This window comes from Elizabethkingia miricola (genome assembly GCF_001675285.1).
In the GTDB taxonomy this organism is placed as follows: Bacteria; Bacteroidota; Bacteroidia; order Flavobacteriales; family Weeksellaceae; genus Elizabethkingia; species Elizabethkingia miricola.
In genome coordinates, this window is record NZ_LSGQ01000003.1 from 203140 (window position 1) to 222189 (window position 19050).

Genomic DNA, 19050 nt, shown 5'->3' on the forward strand with positions numbered 1-19050 from the left:
CTTTGCTAAGTGTTAACGGCTTTGCATTCTTAAAAAGAGAATAAGAAGTAATAGACTCTTTGAGTTCCTCGCAATAAAATCATGTTTTTTGTTTTAAAAACAGTTACAAATAACCGATTTTGCAGTTTTACAATAATTCCTTTATTAGAAAAATAATTTCGGGCTCACGCTAATATACCAACGTCCTGAAAAATAATGAATTATTTCATAAAATCTTTACAGACTTTGCGGTAAAATAATTCAGACAGTTTTTTAAATTTGTGAAGATTAAAATCTATGCTTAAATATTTATCCCTATCCGTACTTAGCGGATTGTTGTTCGCAATATCGTGGCCCGCTCACGGAATACCTGTATTTATATTCATTGCTTTTGTTCCACTCATGTTACTGGAGCATCATATTACTAATTTCAGTACAGTAAAAAGGAAAAAACTTGCAGTATTTGGATTCAGCTTTCTAAGCTTCTTCATCTGGAATGTACTTACTACATGGTGGTTATTCAATTCTCTAATGCCGGATGGTAGTCATTCCATTATAGCTGTAGCTGTGCCTACATTGCTTAATTCTACAATGATGTCGCTGGTATTTCTGTTCTATCATGTTTACAAAAAAAGGATAGGAACTTATCTGGGCTTGGTATTTTTTGTAGCCCTATGGATTTGTTTTGAGAAACTTCATACCAGTTGGGAGCTCAGCTGGCCATGGCTTACACTTGGAAACGCATTTGCAGGCTGGCATCAGTGGGTTCAGTGGTATGATACAACAGGTGTCTTCGGTGGGTCTTTATGGATTCTGACGGCCAATGTTGCTGCTTATTATACATACCGACTTTTCCAGGTAACCAGAAAGAGAAAGGAACTCATAAAAAATACAGCGATTTTCTTGGCCATTATATTAATCCCGCTGAGTTTATCCCTGGTAAAGTATAATCAGATAAAACTTACTTCTGATAAAACGGTGAATGCAGTCTTGTTACAGCCTGAACTTGATCCTTATGCAGAAAAATACAGCAAGGATAGTATTACTATTGTAAATGAGTTATTGGATATAGCTAAAAAGAATACAAAAGGGAAAGTAGATTTCTTTATTGCTCCGGAAACTGCAATTCCAGGTTCCGGAGGACTTAGTGAAAATGGCTTTGCCTATAGCCATGTTCTGAACAGTATACAGGATTTTACAAAACAATATCCGCAATCGGTATTCCTGACAGGAGCTTCAACTTATAAAGTTTACTCAAGTGAAGAGAAAGCTTCTGAAACGGCTTACCTGGTAGGAAACGTTGGTGTGTGGGTAGATAGTTATAATACAGCATTGCAGATTGTTCCGGGACAAAAGATAGAAACTTATCATAAAGGAAAACTGGTCCCTGGTGTGGAAAGTTTCCCCTATATAACAGTGCTAAAACCGTTGCTGGGTGAAGCTATGCTGAACTTTGGCGGAACAATAGCATCACTGGGAAGTGATAAAGAAAGAAAAGTGTTTTCAAATCCGTACAATACTGCTAAAGTTGCTCCTATTATTTGCTATGAAAGTGTTTATGGAGAATATGTAACAGAATATGTAAAGAACGGAGCTAATCTATTAGCAATTATGACCAATGATTCCTGGTGGGGGTACTCGCCTGGTCACCGCCAGTTATTAGCTCTGGCAAAACTAAGAGCAATAGAAACGCGTAAAGAAGTTGTGCGTGCAGCTAATAGCGGTACAAGTGCCCATATCAATGTCAGGGGAGATGTTGTAGAGAATCTTCCTTACGGTGCTCAGGGAGCAATTCAGGTGAAGGCAGGGATTTTTGAAGGAGAAACTCCTTATGTGAAATACGGAGATGTAATTTATAGAATAGCATTATTTGTATTTGGTTTTCTGTTTATCTATTTTTGGTCTCAAATCTATTTATCAAGTAAAAATAAAGTCAAGAAATAATGCAAAATATAGTTGGCATAGACATAGGCGGATCACATATTACCTTAGCACAGGTAGATCCTGAGAAACATGAAATTATTACTTCTACTTATGTCCGTGAGCGTGTAGACTCTTTCGCAGATCCTGAAACAATTTTCCATGCCTGGGTTTCGGGTATTGAAAAAGCTGTTGGAAATTTAAGAAAAGAGGAATTACTTATTGGTATCGCTATGCCGGGACCCTTCGATTACGAAAATGGTGTCTCATTGATGTTACAAGGAAAGTTTCGTTCCATATATGAAGTGAACATCAAAGAAGAACTGGCACGCCGTCTGGAAATAAATAAAAATCAGATTCATTTCATCAATGATGCTGCTGCTTTTCTTGAAGGAGAAGTATTTGGCGGCTGTGTACAAGGACACGGAAGAATTTTTGGTGTTACGCTTGGTACAGGTTTGGGAACTACCTTTTACAACGGAACTGTAGCTACTGATGAAGATTTGTGGAATTCACCTTTTCATGAGAGTATCTGTGAAGATTACCTTGCGACAAGATGGTTTGTTAACCGTTATGCGGAACTAACAGGTGAAACAATTACAGGAGCTAAAGATTTACTGGATAAGCCAGAGGAGCTTCGAAACAAAATGTTCGATGAATATGCAGATTCTTTTGCGGAATTTATACTGAAATATGTAAAATATTATGACCCTGAAGTTTTAGTGATCGGAGGCAATATTTCTAAAGCATATCCTTATTTTTCTGAACGTTTAAATCATATTCTTGAGGAGAACCGGATAGAGCTGAAAATTGAAATATCCGAAATTTTTGAAGATGCAGCAATTCTCGGAGCAGCTAGTTATGCTTTGAAAATGAAAAACTAAAACCTGTAACTGTTAAACTATGAGAAAAAAAATTATTGTAACTGTTTTGTCACTTTGCAGTTATTTCTCCTTTGGACAAGATCTTAAGCCTGTAGATTATGTAAATACCCTTATGGGTACACAATCTAAACATTCTCTGTCCAACGGAAATACATATCCGGCAGTCGGTTTGCCATGGGGAATGAATCTATGGACACCACAAACCGGAAAAATGGGTGACGGCTGGGCTTATACTTATGATGCGGATAAAATAAAAGGCTTCAAACAGACTCATCAGCCATCCCCGTGGATGAATGATTATGGTGCATTTGCCATAATGCCGGGAGTTGGTAAGCCTAAATTTAAAGAAGATGAACGAGCCAGCTGGTTTAGTCATAAAGCTGAGGTTGCGACACCTTATTCCTATAGCGTGTATCTGGCAGATGCAGATGTAACGACAGAACTTACACCAACAGAAAGAGCAGCCTATTTTAAGTTTGATTTTCCTAAAACGGATAGTGCATATGTAGTAATTGATGCACTGGACAAAGGATCATATATCAAAATACTTCCTAAGGAAAAGAAAATTATTGGGTATACAACCAGATATGCAGCAGGTAAATACGAAAATTTCAAAAATTACTTTGTTGTTCAGTTTGATAAAGATTTTGATCTGACATCAGCATGGAAAGATAATGTACTGGTGAATGATCAGTTGGAGATCACAAGCAATCATGCAGGAGCGATTGTAGGTTTTAAGCTTAAGGCAAAAGAATCCGTTTATGCAAGGGTAGCATCATCCTTTATTAGCTTTGAACAAGCTGAAATTAATCTGAAAAGAGAAATTGGGAATCAGTCTTTTGCTCAGGTAAAAAGCAATGCTAAAGATATCTGGAGCAAAACATTGGGTAAAATTGAGGTTAAAGGCGGAACAGATGAACAATACAGAACGTTTTATTCTGCGATGTACCGTACTTTGTTCTTCCCGCAAAAACTTTATGAAATAGATGCTCAGAATAAAATAAAACACTGGAGCCCTTATAACGGGAAAATATTAGATGGAAGAATGTTTGCAGGAACAGGTTTCTGGGATACTTTCCGGGCTTTGTACCCGTTCCTGAATCTGGTGTATCCAAGCATTAATGTAGAAATGCAGGAGGGACTGGCTAATGCATTCAAAGAAGGAGGTTTTCTTCCGGAGTGGAGCAGTCCGGGATTTGCAGATGTAATGATTGGTAATAACTCCGCTTCCGTAGTTGCAGATGCTTACATAAAAGGGCTTAGAGGCTATGATATTGAAACCTTGTGGAAAGCTGTTGTTCATGGTGCCAATAATGAAGGACCGATGGATGCTGTCGGAAGAAGAGGTGTTTCTTACTACAACTCTTTAGGTTATGTTCCTTATGATGTTCAGATTAATGAAAATGCTGCACGTACACTGGAATATGCTTATGATGATTTTGCGATTTACCAGTTAGGAAAAGCACTTGGAAAACCTGAGTCTGAAATCGGGATTTTTAAGAAAAGAGCTTATAACTATAAAAATGTTTTTGATACCTCTACCGGAATGATGAGAGGTAAAAATAAAGACGGGAAATTCCAGTCTCCTTTTAATCCGTTTAAATGGGGAGATGCTTTTACAGAAGGTAACAGCTGGCATTATACCTGGTCAGTCTTTCAGGATATTGACGGACTGTCTAAGTTAATGGGAGGCAAAAAGAAATTTGAAGCAAAATTGGATGAGGTATTTTCATTACCACCAGTTTTTGATGATTCTTATTACGGATCTGTAATTCACGAAATCCGTGAGATGCAAATTATGAATATGGGACAATATGCACATGGTAATCAACCAATTCAGCATATGATCTATTTATACAATTATGCAGGTGCTCCTTATAAGACACAATACTGGACACGCCAGGTGATTAACAAATTGTATAAGCCTACACCGGACGGATATTGTGGAGATGAGGATAATGGGCAAACATCAGCATGGTATGTGTTTTCGGCCTTAGGTTTTTATCCGGTAACACCGGCTACCAATCAGTATGTTTTGGGAGCTCCATTATTCAAGGAAGCAACTATTCACCTGGAGAATGGTAAAAAAATTGAAATTAAAGCACCACAGAACAGCCAGGAAAATATATATGTGGAATCTTTAAAGGTGAATAACCTGCCTTATTCTAAAAACTGGTTGAACCATCAGGAATTGATGAAAGGAGCGGTGTTGAATTTTGATATGAAAGCACAGCCTAATAAAGAAAGAGGTTCACAGGAAAAAGATTTTCCTTACTCTATGTCAACAGAAAAATTATAACAGAGATATTTAATATATTATGAATACTGAAAAAACAGAAATCTTTAACAGAATAGAAAAAACACTTGGAGAACAAGGGTTTAATATTGTAGCAAAAGATGATAGCAGACCTTGGGGAGGCTTCTTTGTAATCGAAGAAAAACAGGCTCAGGATTTCGCTAATCAATATTTTGACGGAATTGATGTAGAAAGCCTGAAGATAGGAGGGAAGCTAAGTCCTAAAATTCTTTTGGTTGCTCCTCAGGCTAGATTAAGCTGGCAGTATCACCACAGAAGAGCTGAAATATGGCAAGTTGTGGATGGTGTTGTAGGTATTAAAAGAAGTAATACTGATGAAGAAGGCGAATTAAAAGAATATAGCCCAAAAGATCAGGTAAAGCTAGAACAGGGAGAAAGACACCGTCTAATCGGGTTAGAAGGATGGGGAGTAGTTGCCGAGATCTGGCAGCATACAGATGCTGATAATCCGTCCGACGAGGATGATATTGTAAGGGTACAGGATGATTTTGGAAGATAATTTTAAACTTTCATATTCATCGTAACCTCTCATTATATCGTGAACGATAAGTATTCTGAAAAGATTTTCAGGAAAATAAAATATAAAATTTTGTGTGTTTGAAAAAAAATACATAATTTTGCACTTCAATTTGAATAAGTAGTAAAAGACTAAAGATATGTCAAAAATTTGCCAGATAACAGGTAAGCGTGCAATGGTCGGGAACCACGTTTCTCACGCCAATAATAAGACCAAAAGACGCTTTGAGATTAATTTATTGGAAAAGAAATTTTACCTTCCGGAGCAAGAGAAGCACGTTACTTTGAAAGTATCTGCTCACGGATTGAGAGTTATTAACAAGATTGGTGTTGAGGAAGCTATTGAAAGAGCTACTAGAAACGGATTTATTAAATAATTAGAAAATGGCAAAGAAAGGTAATAGAGTGCAAGTAATATTAGAGTGCACTGAGCATAAAGAATCCGGAATGCCGGGGATGTCAAGATACATCACAACAAAAAACAAAAAGAATACAACTGAAAGATTAGAGTTGAAGAAATTCAACGCTGTTTTGAAGAAGTATACTGTTCATAAAGAAATTAAATAACTTCTTAAAATAATAAGACAATGGCTAAGAAAGTTGTAGCAACCCTTCAGACATCTTCTAAAAAAATGACTAAAGTGGTTAAAATGGTTAAATCACCTAAGTCCGGCGCTTACGTTTTCGAAGAAAAAGTAATGAACGCTGATGAAGTAGATGCATATCTTAAAAAATAATTTAAGTTAAGAACTTAACATACAGAAAACTACCTATTTAGGTAGTTTTTTTTATATATTTGTTTTATTAAACATTTAATATGAAACCATCCAGACGTATTTTAGTATTCAGTTTGTTGCTGGGTTTCATGATAGTGTTTGGTCAGAAGAATGTTGAAATGATACAATTTAAAAATACAGAGTCGGTATTTCAGATCAAAGGGCTTTCTCAGGTAGTTGAAGTTCCTTTGGGAATCTCTAAAATGCTTATTTTATCGGGACAGGTTCCTGTTAATCAGAAAGGAGAAGTTGTTGGGACAGATGTCAGAACGCAAACGCAGCAGGTATTTCAGAATATCCGCGCTGTTCTGGAGCATTGCGGAGCAAGCCTTAATGATATTGTAAAGCTAGGAATTTTCACTACTGATATTTCTAAAATAGCCGAGTTTAGAGAAGTCAGAGATCAGTTTATTAATACCGAAAATCCGCCAGCCAGTTCTCTTTTAGAAGTAAAAGGACTGTTCAGGAAAGATGTATTTATAGAAGTAGAAGTTACGGCAATTGTTAAAAATAAATAATATTTAGCTAAGTGAGTTGGTTTAAAAAAATATTCAAAAAAGAAGAAAAAGAATCTTTAGACAAAGGGTTGGAGAAATCCAGTCAGTCATTTTTTGATAAGGTAAGCAGAGCTGTTGTTGGAAAGAGTAAAGTTGATGATGAAGTTCTGGATGATCTGGAAGAAGTATTAATTGCATCTGATGTAGGTGTTGAAACTACTGTGAAAATCATCAGAAGAATTGAAGACAGGGTAGCTAAAGACAAATATGTAAATGTAGCAGAGCTTAACAATATTCTTCGTGAAGAAATATCGGGCTTACTTTTGGAAAATCCACATGCCGGAACACAGAATATAGATAAGACTAAAAAGCCTTATGTAATAATGGTGGTGGGTGTAAATGGCGTTGGGAAAACAACAACGATTGGAAAACTTGCTCATCAGTTTAAATCAGAAGGGCTGAATGTTGTCCTTGGTGCTGCAGACACGTTCAGAGCTGCTGCAGTAGATCAGTTGGTCATTTGGTCTGAAAGAGTAGGGGTGCCGATTGTGAAACAAGCTATGGGATCTGATCCTGCATCTGTTGCTTTCGATACAGTCCAATCTGCAGTGTCGCAAAATGCGGATGTTGTAATTATAGATACAGCTGGTAGGCTTCATAATAAGGTAAATCTTATGAATGAGCTTTCCAAGATTAAAAGAGTTATGCAAAAGGTGATTCCGGATGCTCCCCACGAGGTACTTTTAGTATTGGATGGGTCTACGGGACAAAATGCTTTCGAGCAGGCAAAACAATTTACAGCAGCTACAGAAGTCTCGGCTTTGGCAGTTACTAAACTGGACGGAACAGCTAGAGGTGGAGTGGTGATTGGTATCTCGGATCAGTTCCAGGTACCGGTGAAATATATAGGAGTAGGAGAAAAGATGCAGGATCTGCAACTTTTTAATGGTACAGAATTTGTTGACTCATTTTTCAAAAAGAGAGAAGAAAATTAATTTGCAGTTTTTAATTAAATTCTGCTAAATTTGAGATAACAAAGTTAAACTATTTTATAATCTATTAAAAATCACAAAATTATGGGCTGGATTACATATATTGTATTTGGGCTTATTGCTGGGGCAATCGCTAAGGCAATACATCCGGGTAAGGATCCGGGAGGCTGGTTAGTAACTATTCTTCTAGGTATTCTGGGATCTATTTTAGGACGCTGGATAGCTGGCGCTATAGGCTGGTATGCAGCTGACAGTTTCTGGAGTTTCAAAAACTGGCTGTTCTCAATCGGAGGCGCAATTCTACTATTGTTTATCTATAGTAAGGTAGTCTCTAATAAGGAGTAAGAAATTATTGATGTTTAATAAAAAGTAAAGGCGGGAAAATTTTCCCGCCTTTACTTTTTATTCATTCTTTACAATGACTATTCTATTTTCAGTACATATGGAAGTGCCATTTGTACTCCTTTATTGTTAGGATTGTTAATCTTTTGGAATAACTGGTAGTTCTCTTTACCAAATTTTGTTTCTATGGCTTTAGCAGCAACATCCTCTTCGTTCATACTCTCGAAAAACTTTTCGAAATTACTCTTATCCTTAGGATAGCTTTTGATGCTGAAATCTTTGGTTTTAGCTAGTCCTGCAGCATATTTTACAGCATCATCCAGTGTGCCTATTTCATCAACCAGACCTAGTTCTTTTGCTCTTGTCCCGGACCATACATGCCCTCCTCCAATAGCATCTATTTCTTCAAAAGTCTTCTTTCTGTTCTGGGTTACAAAATAAACAAAACGCTTGTAGGTTTGTTCAACGCTTTTCTGCATCATGTTTCTTGTGCCAGGAGTCATACCGGAAATAGTAGAGAACATTTTAGAATTAACATTGGTGGCTACAACATCAGAGCGAAGTCCGTTTCTGTTAGCAAGTTCTTTAAAGTTCATGACTAATCCGAATACCCCGATAGAACCCGTTAATGTATTGGCTTCCGAGAAAATCTTTTGCCCGGCCATAGCAATATAATAACCTCCGGATGCTGCATAGTCTCCAAATGAAACAACTAATGGTTTTTTAGCTTTTAGCTGCTGTAATTCAAAAAGAATTTCGTCGCTGGCATTAGCACTTCCCCCAGGAGAATTAATTCTAAGAACTACTGCTTTTACATTGTCGTTCTTTTCGATCTTTTTTATCTCTTTAATGAAGTTCTCAGAATAAATACCTGTATTTCCTTTTCCGCTGAAAATCTCTCCGGAAGCATAAAGGACAGCTACCTGATCTTTAGCGTTAGAGCTGGATGCATTTTTATTTACATACTCAATATAGTTTCCAATAGATACTTTATTAAGGTCGTCTTTAGCTGCAACTTTTAATTTGCCTTTAATAAGATTATCGTATTCTGATTTCTGAAGAAGCTTGTCAATTAGTTTGCTTTTTAAAGCGTATTCAGGTATGATACCATAAAGGCTGTCCGTAGTTGTTTTTAATTCTTCAGCACTCAGCTTTCTGGAAGTTTCTATTTTTTTAGAAATGTTACCCCATAAATCATTTAATAAGAATGATAATTGCTCTTTGTTTTCATCAGAGATTTTGTTTGTTAAATAAGGTTCCACAGCAGATTTGTATTTTCCGTGACGGATAACATCTGCCCCAATTCCGTATTTATCGAATAAATCTTTGAAGAATACTACCTCGGTAGATAAACCTTTTAGTTCTACACCTCCAGTTGGATTCAGGTAATACTGATCGGCTACAGTAGAAAGATAATAAGAACTCTGGGAAACGTTATTTCCATAAGCATAGACAAACTTTCCAGACTTTTTAAAATCCTCCAGCGCTTTTCTGATATCATCTAATTGTGTTATACCAGCACTGGTTCCGTCTGTTTCTATGGATATACCGGATATCTTTTTGTCATCTTTTGCTTGTTTGATCGCATTTAATATATCGGAAATTTTCAGGCTGCTGTCATTTCCAAAATCAAATATCGAGCTGGAAAGCTCCGATGTAGATTCAATAATATTATCTTTTAAATTAATTGTCAGTACGGAATTATCTTTAACATTTACGCTACCTTTGCCGGACATGGACGAAATGAGGATGAACAGGAATAATCCTATCATGCCTATAAATCCTACTATAAATATGGCAACAATATTGGCCATAACGGTCTTGAAAAAATTTTTCATCTTTTTAAAAACTGTAATTTTTGTAATATGTCGTCAAATAACGTGATTTTGTTACTAGGAAGCAATATTAATTTTCCGGAAAAAAATATTGATGCTGCTATGGGGTTGATCAATAACAGATTAGGGAGTATAATTGCCAGCTCTTCAAAACTTATGACTGATCCTGTCGAATTTGATAGTAAGAATATTTTTTGTAATATTGCCGTGTTAATAAAAACACCATTCTCACCTGTTCAGTTACTAAAGAATATTAAAGAAATTGAACATGAAATGGGAAGAGTAGAAGACTCTTTTGCAAAAGGTGGATACGAGGACAGGATAATTGATATAGATATTGTAGAATTTGGTAATATCAGATTTTATTCACAAAAATTAATGATCCCGCATCTTAAACACTTATATGAAAGAGATTTTTCGAAGGAGTTATTAACACAATTAAACACAAATATTGAAAAAAAATAATGTTGAAGTTCTCATTCAGTATTATTTGACAACGAAATCATTTATTAACTTAAAAACAAGATTTATGAAATTAAATTTTGCTAGTGTGGCTTTGGCATGTGTATTGCCAATCGCAATGTATGGACAGGATTCCACGGCTGTAGCTACAGCATCTGCAGTGCAAGGGAAATACCCTAATGCGTATACATCTGGTTCTGCCAATGTATCTCCTTTTACTAACAAATCTAAAAGATTTAACGACTGGTCTATTTCTGCCGGAGCAGGTACGGTTATCATGAAAAGTGGTAGTTTGTATTCTCTTCATGATGAGTCAGGTCCGAAAAATTTATTCGGCTGGACAGCTTATTTTAGTGTAGACAAAGCTATTACTCATGCTTTTGGATTGAAACTTCAGTATGACAAAGGAGAAACAAGACAAGGATGGGTAAATACCAAAGATCATGTAGACGGATTAGGAGGGAGAACTCAGTATGATGCAATCTCAATCTTAGGAGATGTTAATGTATCTAATCTTTTCAGAAGAGTAGATAATCATTCTCCATACAGATGGGCGCTTCATGCTTATGGTGGTGTAGGTACTATCGCTTACAGATCTTATTTACAGGCGCCGGGATCTAATGGACAGACTTTAACAAAGGAGGTAAAACCTTTTAAATTAAATTCATTCTATGCACAGTTAGGTGCCGGATTGAAATACAGAGTAAGCAAGTCTTTTGATTTAGAAGGGAGAGTAATGTATTCTATGACTGGAGGAAAACAGTTTGATGGAGCAAGAGACGGTTATATAGATCCTGCAAGAGCTGGTAAGAATGATATGATGAATGCAACATTAGGTCTAACCTATAACATTGGAAAACATGAATCTCATTTATTCTGGCATGACCCGCTACAGGAAATCTATTACAAACTTGATGTTTTAGAAAACAAAAATCAGGATCTTGAAGTATGTAAGAAAGGTGATGCTGATAATGATGGTGTATGTGATGACTGGGATAGAGAGCTAAATACTCCTGCAGGAGCAAGAGTAGATGGTTCTGGTAAAGCATTAGATACAGATTTGGACGGAGTAATCGATCTTTATGATAAGTGTGTTACTGTTCCTGGACCAGTTGAAAACAACGGGTGTCCAGTGAAAAAAGACAATAACCAGGTTGCAACGGAAGTAGAAACGGAATTGAAAAATGTGTATTTCCATTTCAATAAGGCAACAATAACAAGTGAATCAGGGGCAAAACTAGATGCAGCTGCTAACATTATTAAAAGCAACGGTGGAAATTATCTATTAACCGGGCACACAGATGCTAAAGGTAGTGCAGCATACAACCTTAAGCTTTCCAGAGAAAGAGCTGCTGCTGTTGTTGGCGCTCTAGAAGCTAGAGGAGTATCTTCTAGCACTCTTAAATCAAAAGGGGTTGGTTCTGCTGATGCAAATGTGCCTGCTACGGCATCTGATGCTGAAAGAATGGCGGACAGAAAAGTTACTGTAAGGTTTGTAGATGATAGTGAATGGAACAATCTTCCTAAAAAAGATTATAGTGATGTTGCTGTAAAAAAGACTAAGACTGTTAAAAAAGTAACTAAAAAGAAAAAGTAAATTTTTTATCATAAACTAAAATAGAGTGTACATAATTGTGCACTCTATTTTTTTAAATCACTATGAATAGTGATATATATAATTTTATAATAGTTTATTTATTGATTTTTAAATCGTAATTACTTTTGTTAATGAATCTTCAAATAAAATAAAGAATTGTATAAGATTTGTCAGTAATAATATTTTTTGTAATATTGCATTGTTAATGGGAACATAAATTTTGTCTGTTTATTTGTTAAAAACTGTTAGAAAAGTTGAAAATACGTTAAGCAGAAAAGAAAGGGTTTTATATTAAAAAGTTATGATAAAGTGCTGTTTAACATGAAGTTTGGCTTTGCTTATACAGAATATCATCTTATATATTATAAAGATTCTTAAATGGAGTTGATTAGCAAGACGAAACACAAACAGAAAAATAATGTTGGGTTCTCATTCAATGTTATAAAGCCGAAATCATTTATTAACTTAAAATACTGAATTATGAAACTAAATTTCGCAAGTGTAGCTTTAGCATTTGTATTGCCTGTTGCCCTTTATGGTCAGGACTCTACAGCTGTTGCTACAACATCTGCAGCCCAGGGGCAATACCCTAATGCGTATACATCTGGTTCAGCTAATGTATCTCCTTTCACCAACAAATCTAAAAGATTTAATGATTGGTCTATTTCTGCTGGAGCAGGTACGGTTATCATGAAAAGTGGTAGCTTATTCTCTCTTCATGATGAGTCTGGTTCGAAGAATCTATTTGGCTGGGCAGCTTATTTTAGTGTTGACAAAGCCATTACTCATGCTTTCGGATTGAAACTTCAATATGACAAAGGAGAAACAAGACAAGGAGCGGTAAGTACCAAGGATCATGTTGCAAGTAGCGGTGCAGCTGGAAGAACTCAATATGATGCGATTTCAATCTTGGGAGATGTTAATATTTCTAATCTTTTCAGAAGAGTAGATAATCATTCTCCATACAGATGGGCGCTTCATGCTTACGGAGGTATAGGTACTATCGCTTACAGATCTTATTTACAAGAGCCGGGGCCAGTTTACAACCAATCTTTAACAAAAGAAGTAAAGCCATTTAAATTAAATTCATTCTATGCCCAGTTAGGTACAGGATTAAAGTATAGAGTAAGCAAGTCTTTTGATTTAGAAGGAAGAGTAATGTATTCTATTACTGGTGGAAAGCAGTTTGATGGTGCTAAAGGAGTTTATATAGATCCTGCAAGAGCTGGTAACAATGATATGATCAATGCAACATTAGGTCTAACCTATAACATCGGAAAACATGAATCTCATTTATTCTGGCATGACCCGTTACAGGAAATCTATTACAAACTTGATGTCTTAGAAAATAAGAGCCAGGATATTGAAGTATGTAAGAAAGGTGATGCTGATAATGATGGTGTATGTGATGACTGGGATAGAGAGCTAAATACTCCTGCAGGAGCAAGAGTAGATGGTTCTGGTAGAGCATTGGATGTAGATTTAGACGGAGTAATCGACCTTTACGATAAGTGTGTTACTGTTCCTGGACCACCAGAAAACAACGGATGTCCAACAAACAATCAGGTTGTTACTGAAGTTTCAAGAAGCCTTGAAGGAATCGAATTTGATTTAAACTCAGACAGAATTCTTTCTTCTAATACTGCTATCCTAAACAGTGCTGTTAATTATATCAACTCATCTGAAATGGGTTCTAAATATACAGTTGTAGGAGCTGCTGATACAAGAGGTACAGTTCAGTATAACCAGAAATTATCTCAGAAAAGAGCTAATAATGTAAAGAACTATTTAATCCAAAGTGGAGTTCAGTCTTCAAGATTAGATGCTGTAGGACATGGTAAGAGTGATCTTAAATACCCTGAATGTAATCCTGCAAGCAAATGTCCAGAATGGAAAAACAGAGCTAACAGAAGAGTTTATTTCCAACAGAAATAATTATTCTTAATAAGTTATATAACAGAAGGTGTGCTGCTGGCACACCTTTTTATTTTTATATACCCCTGAAAAGCTTTAATTTTACCCGATGATTCCAAGCCGGTCTTATAATGAACAGATTTTAGATGAAACCCTTAAACAGTTTTGGGGTTATGATCATTTTAGAGACCAGCAGAAGGAAATTATTGAGTCTGTATTATCTTCTAATGATACACTGGCTTTATTGCCCACTGGAGGAGGAAAATCACTATGTTACCAATTGCCATCCTTGCTTTTAGAAGGCACAACAATAGTAATATCACCACTTCTGGCTTTAATGAAAGAACAGGTCCATGAGCTTAATCAAAGAGGTATTCCTGCCGCCTATCTTAGTTCTGAATTTGATGATGAACAGGAAGAGCTTATTTATCAAAATTTAAAAAATGAAGAATATAAGCTGCTTTATGTTTCTCCGGAAAGATTGACCAACAGAAATTTTCTGGAAAACATTACAGATACAAAACTATCCCTAATAGCTGTAGACGAAGCACACTGTATTTCGGAATGGGGAAGTGACTTTCGTCCAAGTTATCAGAATATAAAAGATTTCAGACAGGCTTATCCATATCTTCCATGTTTGGCATTAACGGCAACAGCTTCTGTTAAAGTGATGCAGGAAATTCAGCAGAAGCTGGATTTTAAAAAGACAAATATTTTCAAAAAATCTTATAGAAGAGATAATCTTTATATTCAAATAAGAGAGCTTTCGGATAAATATAATCATATTCTATATTATCTTAGGAGTAATGAGAAATCGGGTCTTATCTATGTGAGAACCAGAAAGGAAGCGGAATATCTGAGTAACTGGTTAAAGATTAGCGGCATAGAGCAGGTGGACTATTATCATGCAGGTTTACCGGTAAAAGAAAAGCAAATACGCCAGAATTACTGGCTTAGTAAAAATAATTATACCCTTGTTTCCACAAATGCATTCGGAATGGGTATTGATAAAGATAATGTAGGATTTGTAATACATCTTTCTCCGTCCCCGTCTATTGAAAATTATTATCAGGAAATAGGCCGCGCGGGTAGAAATGGACAAAATGCAGAGACTATTTTACTTTGGAATCAGAGTGAGCTTACTCAGATCGATGATCTGATGAGAAGTCAGTTGGCCAGTAAAACCGATTACCAAAGAGTTTGTTCCTATGTCTACTCCTTCTGTCAGGTCGCAGAACATGAGCTTCCGGAGGGTTTCTTTGAAATTCAGACCAATAAGATTCAAAATCTCACCAAAATTTCCCGTCCTAAAATAGTATCTATTCTTCGATTTCTTCATAATCAGGAAATTATTTACCTGAAAGAATCCAAAGGAATGTCATCTCTGGAACTAAAATTCAATATATCAGAAGTTGAAAGTCTTGGGAAGAAAGATAGTTTCTTTGTAGAAAAGTTGTCCCGTGCATTAGACGGGGTTGCAACGCATCGAACCTATTTTAGGGAGAAAAAGCTTACTGATAAGATGAATGTTGATGAGCAAACAATGCGGACACGTTTAAGAGAATTACACGAAAAAGGACTTGTAGACTACTTTGATGGCAATTCGGCTGGTATCAGGTTTCTGATGCCACGAAATGATAAAGAATTACAAAACAGATACTGGAATCTTTTTGCCAGTATTCAAAAAAATAAATTGCAGAAATGGGAGGAAATGAAATTTTTCATCAAGGATACTTCCTATTGCAAAATGAGGCTTATTCTTTCATATTTTGGAGAGAAAGAAACTGAAAATTGTGGGAAATGTAACTATTGCCTCACAAGTAAAATGGGAACCAGTGACAGAGAGTACAAAAAAATAATCTTTGAAGCTCTTATGCGGTCACCAATGACTTTGGACGAATTAGCTGTTCATCTGAAATTTTATCCCAAAGATGAACTGTTGGAACACCTGAAAATTTTGTTAGATAGAGGTCAGGTCAGAATGTTGAATTATAAAACTTATACACTATAAATGAATAAACTAAAAGTTGTTTTTTTCGGAACACCAGATTTTGCTAGAGCTTCTTTAGAAGCAATTCATAATAGCAATCATGAAGTTGTAGGTGTAGTTACTGTAGCAGATAAAGCTAGTGGGAGGGGACAGAAAATTAATGAGTCTCCTGTAAAAAAATATGCTGTTGAACATCAGCTTGCGGTATTTCAGCCGGAAAAACTCCGTAATCCGGAATTTTTGAAAGAGATAGAAAGCCTGAATGCAGATATCTTTGTAGTTGTAGCGTTTAGAATGATGCCAAAAGTGTTATTCTCTATGCCGCGCCTTGGTACTTTCAACCTTCATGGATCTCTGCTGCCTGATTACAGAGGTGCAGCACCTATTAATTATGCGGTAATTAATGGTGAAAAGAAAACAGGAGTGACCAGCTTCTTTATCAACGAAAAAATAGATGAGGGACATATTCTTCTACAAGAAGAAACTGATGTGCCTATAGATGAGGATGCGGGACAGCTCCACGACAGACTTATGGATATAGGTGCAGGGTTAGTTGTAAAGACTCTGGATGGACTCGCAGAAGGTATTGTAGAAGAAAAGCCTCAGCCACAAGTAGAAAACCCCAAAACAGCATATAAAATCTTTAAAGAAGATACCCGTATCAACTGGGGGAATGATATAGAAGTGGTATATAATTTTATCCGTGGTATGTCTCCTTATCCGGCTGCATTTACGACTATTGAAATTTCGGGACAGGCTAAGACTCTTAAAATATTTAAAGGTAAATTCGAGAAAAAGCAACACGATAAATCTGCGGGACAGATTGAAATTGATAAGAATAGTTTTGCTGTTTATACACATGATGGAATTTATTATCCTGAAGAATTGCAACTGGAAGGTAAAAAGAGAATGACGCTGAAAGATTTCCTGAATGGATTTCAAAGTTTTGCAGATATTAAAATAATTTAGTCTCTGATATGAAATTTAAAGAAATTTTTGTTTTTTCCCTGATAGGGATAATAGTGTTGGCAGGTGGACTGTATTTATACAGTAGCTGGAAAATGAAACAGGAGGTACAGGATGTTACTACAGGAAGTTTATTGTTCCGTAAAGTTTCCGGATTTTCTGGTAGCCAGGGAAGAAAAACATATTACACTGCCTATAGGGTAGATAAGATTGCAGGAGATACCATTTTTGTTAATCCGATAAACGAAGTGATGGCAGTTCCTTATTCTGTTTTGGAAGAAGAATCGTATTCTTTACTAAAAAAAGAGGGCAGAAAAGCTGTGATCACACCTCTTGCTTCGGATCGTGCTTTTTTTGAAAAGAATATATCTAATAAAGAACAAGCGGAAAAGATGTTTCCTGAATTGAAGAAATCTCCCTTTTATTATTTCAAGGGTGAAACTGAAAAAGTCATGAAGAAAGACCTGATCACTGAGCAGGTTATTAGGAGATGGACTAATGAGCCTTCTGTTAATAATAATTTCTCAAATACTTATTATCCGGAAGGGAATTTCCAGAGTATAGATGCTTTTATAAAATAAACGATATAAGTTTATTAGTAAATAAAAAGTCCGGCAATTTTTTTAAGCCGGACTTTTTATTTTATACTGTTAGTTCTACCAGTTCGCTAACCTCTACATCGTAACCACTTACGATTGGTCTTTGGTCTGGACTCTGAGTAAGAACCTTTAAATTGTTAATTCCTAAATCTTTCAGAATCTGGATGCCGATGCCATAATCTTTATAGTTGGCTCTTATTGTCGGTTTGCCCTGAGTTCCGGATTGGTAAGCTAAAAACTGTTGAAGCTTGTTCATTGTTTTTTCTGAATCCGATACATTGTTGATAAAAACAATGGCACCTTTTCCTTCAGCATTAATCATCTGGATTGCTTTTTCCATCAAAGGCTTTTCACCGTTAGCTAAACGGGTGAATATATCGAAGTAAGCACTGCTGGATTGTACTCGTATTAATACAGGTTCCTTGTCCGCCCATTTCCCTTTTGTTATAGCATAATGAATTTGGTCAGTATGTCTTTCTTTGTATGCATAGAAATTGAAATCTCCAAAATGCGTCTGAATAGCTTGCTCCTCAATTCTTTCAACAAGATCTCCCTGCTTCATACGATACTGGATAAGATCTTCGATAGAAACAATTTTCAGATCATGTTTTTCCGAAAATTTCTTCAGCTCCGGAAGCCTGGCCATGCTGCCGTCTTCGTTCATAATCTCACAGATAACACCACCTTCGTTCAGGCCTGCTAATCTTGTAAGGTCTATTGAAGCTTCAGTATGTCCTGCACGTTTTAATACACCTCCTTCCTTAGCGCGTAAAGGGAAAATATGCCCCGGACGCATAAAATCAGTTGGTTTAGTATTAGGATCCATCATAGCCTGTATAGTTCTGGAACGGTCACCTGCAGAAATTCCTGTAGAATTTCCGTTGCCCAGAAGGTCAATAGAAACTGTAAAAGCTGTTTCTTTTGGATCGCTACTGCGGCTTACCATAATGTCCAGACCTAGCTCATCACATCTTGTTTCAGGGAGAGGAACGCAAACTAATCCACGGGCATGAACCGTCATAAAGTTTATCATTTCCGGAGTTACCAGATCGGCAGCACCAATAAGGTCTCCTTCATTTTCACGATCTTCATCGTCTACTACGACGATCATTTTCCCTTGGCGTAAGTGTTCTATAGCTTCAGGAATAGTATCGAGTTGGATTCTATCCATTTTTACTTGTATTATATTATTTTCCACAAATTTACTTATTCCGATAGCAATTCGCAATTTTTGAAAACTGTTTTAAATTTTTCTCTGTGTGGATAAGCATTCTTTATTGTAGATGTTAGAACTTTTGGAAAGACTCTATAATGAATTTCAGAACAGTTCTGCAAACTATACAAGAAATATTAATACAAAAGAATTGTGGGCCGCACTACATTTGAGTATAGCTTTGGGATATGATTTTTAGTCAATTCATAAAATTTTCACAAAAAAGCAATCTAAATAAAACGAGACTTTTT

General features: G+C 36.2%; 18 protein-coding genes. 16 read left to right on the plus strand and 2 right to left on the minus strand.

What is annotated here, in order from left to right; all coding sequences use genetic code 11:
• Positions 1 to 276 precede the first annotated feature (276 nt).
• The 10 genes from lnt (at position 277) to ATE49_RS03845 (ending at position 8226) form a co-directional block, all read left to right on the plus strand.
• Positions 277 to 1923 (plus strand): apolipoprotein N-acyltransferase, encoded by a 1647-nt coding sequence (gene lnt / locus ATE49_RS03800; protein ID WP_065081135.1) that lies wholly within the window; start codon positions 277 to 279, stop codon positions 1921 to 1923.
• Complete coding sequence (locus ATE49_RS03805; RefSeq protein WP_059156790.1) at positions 1923 to 2783, plus strand: ROK family protein; 861 nt, start codon at positions 1923 to 1925, stop codon at positions 2781 to 2783. Before lnt ends, ATE49_RS03805 begins: the two co-directional genes overlap by 1 nt.
• 19 nt (positions 2784 to 2802) lie before the next feature.
• On the plus strand, positions 2803 to 5082 hold the full coding sequence (locus ATE49_RS03810; protein ID WP_065081136.1) for a GH92 family glycosyl hydrolase: 2280 nt from the start codon (positions 2803 to 2805) through the stop codon (positions 5080 to 5082).
• A gap of 19 nt (positions 5083 to 5101) precedes the next feature.
• Positions 5102 to 5599: a cupin domain-containing protein gene (locus ATE49_RS03815; protein ID WP_065081137.1), complete on the plus strand. Its 498-nt coding sequence runs from the start codon at positions 5102 to 5104 to the stop codon at positions 5597 to 5599.
• Between the two features lie 157 nt (positions 5600 to 5756).
• Complete coding sequence (rpmB, locus tag ATE49_RS03820; RefSeq protein WP_009085749.1) at positions 5757 to 5993, plus strand: 50S ribosomal protein L28; 237 nt, start codon at positions 5757 to 5759, stop codon at positions 5991 to 5993.
• 7 nt (positions 5994 to 6000) lie between these two features.
• Complete coding sequence (gene rpmG, locus ATE49_RS03825) at positions 6001 to 6183, plus strand: 50S ribosomal protein L33 (RefSeq protein WP_009085751.1); 183 nt, start codon at positions 6001 to 6003, stop codon at positions 6181 to 6183.
• A 20-nt stretch (positions 6184 to 6203) separates the two neighbouring features.
• Complete coding sequence (locus tag ATE49_RS03830) at positions 6204 to 6353, plus strand: DUF4295 family protein (RefSeq protein WP_009085754.1); 150 nt, start codon at positions 6204 to 6206, stop codon at positions 6351 to 6353.
• Between the two features lie 80 nt (positions 6354 to 6433).
• Entirely contained in the window at positions 6434 to 6910 is a 477-nt protein-coding gene (locus ATE49_RS03835; RefSeq protein WP_233174447.1) for a RidA family protein, read from the plus strand.
• An 11-nt stretch (positions 6911 to 6921) separates the two neighbouring features.
• The gene (gene ftsY / locus ATE49_RS03840) at positions 6922 to 7884 is read left to right on the plus strand and encodes a signal recognition particle-docking protein FtsY (RefSeq protein ID WP_059156793.1); all 963 of its coding nucleotides are present in this window, start codon (positions 6922 to 6924) and stop codon (positions 7882 to 7884) included.
• An 81-nt stretch (positions 7885 to 7965) separates the two neighbouring features.
• Positions 7966 to 8226 carry a GlsB/YeaQ/YmgE family stress response membrane protein gene (locus tag ATE49_RS03845; protein ID WP_065081138.1) on the plus strand — a complete coding sequence of 87 codons (261 nt, stop codon included), beginning with the start codon at positions 7966 to 7968 and terminating at the stop codon, positions 8224 to 8226.
• A 77-nt stretch (positions 8227 to 8303) separates the two neighbouring features.
• Here ATE49_RS03845 and sppA read toward each other — a convergent pair whose 3' ends face one another.
• Positions 8304 to 10061, minus strand: a complete 1758-nt coding sequence (gene sppA, locus ATE49_RS03850) for a signal peptide peptidase SppA (protein WP_065081139.1) — start codon at positions 10059 to 10061, stop codon at positions 8304 to 8306.
• Between the two features lie 27 nt (positions 10062 to 10088).
• Here sppA and folK point away from each other — a divergent pair, with 27 nt between their 5' ends.
• From folK to ATE49_RS03880, 6 genes are all read left to right on the plus strand, one after another.
• Positions 10089 to 10523 (plus strand): 2-amino-4-hydroxy-6-hydroxymethyldihydropteridine diphosphokinase, encoded by a 435-nt coding sequence (gene folK, locus ATE49_RS03855; protein WP_065081140.1) that lies wholly within the window; start codon positions 10089 to 10091, stop codon positions 10521 to 10523.
• A 64-nt stretch (positions 10524 to 10587) separates the two neighbouring features.
• Positions 10588 to 12117, plus strand: a complete 1530-nt coding sequence (locus tag ATE49_RS03860; RefSeq protein ID WP_065081415.1) for an OmpA family protein — start codon at positions 10588 to 10590, stop codon at positions 12115 to 12117.
• A gap of 480 nt (positions 12118 to 12597) precedes the next feature.
• Positions 12598 to 14052: an OmpA family protein gene (locus ATE49_RS03865; protein ID WP_065081141.1), complete on the plus strand. Its 1455-nt coding sequence runs from the start codon at positions 12598 to 12600 to the stop codon at positions 14050 to 14052.
• Positions 14053 to 14140: 88 nt separating this feature from the next.
• On the plus strand, positions 14141 to 16042 hold the full coding sequence (locus tag ATE49_RS03870; RefSeq protein ID WP_065081142.1) for a RecQ family ATP-dependent DNA helicase: 1902 nt from the start codon (positions 14141 to 14143) through the stop codon (positions 16040 to 16042).
• Positions 16043 to 16990, plus strand: coding sequence for a methionyl-tRNA formyltransferase (gene fmt, locus ATE49_RS03875; protein ID WP_065081143.1), 948 nt, complete (start codon positions 16043 to 16045; stop codon positions 16988 to 16990).
• An 8-nt stretch (positions 16991 to 16998) separates the two neighbouring features.
• Positions 16999 to 17568 carry a histidine kinase gene (locus ATE49_RS03880; RefSeq protein WP_065081144.1) on the plus strand — a complete coding sequence of 190 codons (570 nt, stop codon included), beginning with the start codon at positions 16999 to 17001 and terminating at the stop codon, positions 17566 to 17568.
• A gap of 61 nt (positions 17569 to 17629) precedes the next feature.
• On the opposite strand, the gene ribB is transcribed toward ATE49_RS03880, so the two are convergent.
• On the minus strand, positions 17630 to 18757 hold the full coding sequence (gene ribB / locus ATE49_RS03885) for a 3,4-dihydroxy-2-butanone-4-phosphate synthase (protein ID WP_059156801.1): 1128 nt from the start codon (positions 18755 to 18757) through the stop codon (positions 17630 to 17632).
• Positions 18758 to 19050: the final 293 nt, after the last annotated feature.

Excerpts from the sequence above, each read along its gene's own strand:
- lnt (WP_065081135.1), top strand. The coding sequence starts at position 277 with ATGCTTAAATATTTATCCCTATCCGTACTTAGCGGATTGTTGTTCGCA.
- ATE49_RS03805 (WP_059156790.1), top strand. The coding sequence starts at position 1,923 with ATGCAAAATATAGTTGGCATAGACATAGGCGGATCACATATTACCTTA.
- ATE49_RS03810 (WP_065081136.1), top strand. The coding sequence starts at position 2,803 with ATGAGAAAAAAAATTATTGTAACTGTTTTGTCACTTTGCAGTTATTTC.
- ATE49_RS03815 (WP_065081137.1), top strand. The coding sequence starts at position 5,102 with ATGAATACTGAAAAAACAGAAATCTTTAACAGAATAGAAAAAACACTT.
- rpmB (WP_009085749.1), top strand. The coding sequence starts at position 5,757 with ATGTCAAAAATTTGCCAGATAACAGGTAAGCGTGCAATGGTCGGGAAC.
- rpmG (WP_009085751.1), top strand. The coding sequence starts at position 6,001 with ATGGCAAAGAAAGGTAATAGAGTGCAAGTAATATTAGAGTGCACTGAG.
- ATE49_RS03830 (WP_009085754.1), top strand. The coding sequence starts at position 6,204 with ATGGCTAAGAAAGTTGTAGCAACCCTTCAGACATCTTCTAAAAAAATG.
- ATE49_RS03835 (WP_233174447.1), top strand. The coding sequence starts at position 6,434 with ATGAAACCATCCAGACGTATTTTAGTATTCAGTTTGTTGCTGGGTTTC.
- ATE49_RS03845 (WP_065081138.1), top strand. The coding sequence starts at position 7,966 with ATGGGCTGGATTACATATATTGTATTTGGGCTTATTGCTGGGGCAATC.
- sppA (WP_065081139.1), bottom strand. The coding sequence starts at position 10,061 with ATGAAAAATTTTTTCAAGACCGTTATGGCCAATATTGTTGCCATATTT.
- folK (WP_065081140.1), top strand. The coding sequence starts at position 10,089 with ATGTCGTCAAATAACGTGATTTTGTTACTAGGAAGCAATATTAATTTT.
- ATE49_RS03860 (WP_065081415.1), top strand. The coding sequence starts at position 10,588 with ATGAAATTAAATTTTGCTAGTGTGGCTTTGGCATGTGTATTGCCAATC.
- ATE49_RS03865 (WP_065081141.1), top strand. The coding sequence starts at position 12,598 with ATGAAACTAAATTTCGCAAGTGTAGCTTTAGCATTTGTATTGCCTGTT.
- ATE49_RS03870 (WP_065081142.1), top strand. The coding sequence starts at position 14,141 with ATGATTCCAAGCCGGTCTTATAATGAACAGATTTTAGATGAAACCCTT.
- fmt (WP_065081143.1), top strand. The coding sequence starts at position 16,043 with ATGAATAAACTAAAAGTTGTTTTTTTCGGAACACCAGATTTTGCTAGA.
- ATE49_RS03880 (WP_065081144.1), top strand. The coding sequence starts at position 16,999 with ATGAAATTTAAAGAAATTTTTGTTTTTTCCCTGATAGGGATAATAGTG.
- ribB (WP_059156801.1), bottom strand. The coding sequence starts at position 18,757 with ATGGATAGAATCCAACTCGATACTATTCCTGAAGCTATAGAACACTTA.